The sequence below is a fragment of the Thalassotalea sp. G20_0 genome (assembly GCF_017744175.1).
In the GTDB taxonomy this organism is placed as follows: domain Bacteria; phylum Pseudomonadota; class Gammaproteobacteria; order Pseudomonadales; family Endozoicomonadaceae; genus Endozoicomonas.
Genome location: NZ_JAGHQV010000239.1, coordinates 1 through 1127 on the forward strand (window position 1 = coordinate 1; position 1127 = coordinate 1127).

Here is a 1127-nt window from a genome sequence, read left to right on the forward strand (position 1 = left end):
TATTGATCTACACCTATTATAGGTAGCTACTGTCGTATGGTATTATCACCGCCTTCATAGATGAGGCAGTAATGAACAATATTGACGGTCGCAGGCTTTCAGACTCCCTTAGGGAAGAAATTCGATTTAAAGCAATAAAGGACTGGCATGCAGGCATGAGTCCTACCAATCTTGCCCACAAGTATGGAACCTCAAGAAAAATAGTCTATCAATGGATAGACCGATACAATCAGGATGGCTGGGACGGCCTGAAAACCCGTACAGGTAAAACTGGCCCCAAGCCAAGGCTGTCACCGGAGCAGGAGCAACAGCTAAAGCTACTTTTGAGAACCCGCACACCTATTGATTATGGCTACCAAACTACATTGTGGACATGCCAGATCATAGCAGCGCTTATTGAAAAGACTTTTCAGGTTAAGTATGTGCCTGGCGGTGTTCGCAAACTGTTAAAACGCTTGGGTTTCTCACCCCAAAAGCCTCGCTGGGGAGCTTGGGAACAGGATAAAAAAAAATAGAAGAGTGGCATGGTGAGCGTTATCCCGCGATACTTCGGCAAGCAGAAGAACAAGATGCCATCATCTTCTTTCTGGATGAATCTACAGCAAAATCTGAGTGCCATCGTGGCAGGACATGGGGCATAAAAGGGCTGACTCCTGTTGTAAAAACAACAGGCTCCAGACACAGATTGAATATTGTTTCTGTAGTGAGCTCAGAAGGTATCCTGAGATACCGAACTTTTACCGGAAAAATGGATCGATTTATGTTTGTTGACTATCTGAAGTCATTGGTCCGCAGCGTTGACAAGCCAGTGATCATAATCACAGATGGTCACCCTGCACACCGGGCAAAATATACGAAAGATTATGTAGAGCAAGAACCCAAGCTGCTTGGGCTTCACTTGCTGCCAAGCTATTCTCCTGAGTTAAATCCTGATGAACAGGTCTGGAATCAGCTCAAAGAAAAGCTGGGAAAAGCCGCTTTGAAGACCAAAGATGAGTTCATAGGTTTTGTTCGTAGTAAGATGCGATCGCTACAAAAGACGCCTGAATTGGTGAAAGGTTTTTTCAGGTTGCATGACACCAGCTATGCTTGCAGGCAGTGTTACCTATAACAGTCATAAATTAGTA

The 1127-nt window shown here is 44.6% G+C and carries 2 protein-coding genes; both read left to right on the forward strand.

Annotated elements, in window-relative coordinates; translation table 11 throughout:
• Positions 1-71 precede the first annotated feature (71 nt).
• Positions 72-515 (forward strand): IS630 family transposase, encoded by a 444-nt coding sequence (locus J7438_RS25785; protein WP_209278895.1) that lies wholly within the window; start codon positions 72-74, stop codon positions 513-515.
• A gap of 29 nt (positions 516-544) precedes the next feature.
• Positions 545-1111: an IS630 family transposase gene (locus J7438_RS25790; protein WP_353620198.1), complete on the forward strand. Its 567-nt coding sequence runs from the start codon at positions 545-547 to the stop codon at positions 1109-1111.
• The last annotated feature ends 16 nt before the right edge of the window (positions 1112-1127 follow it).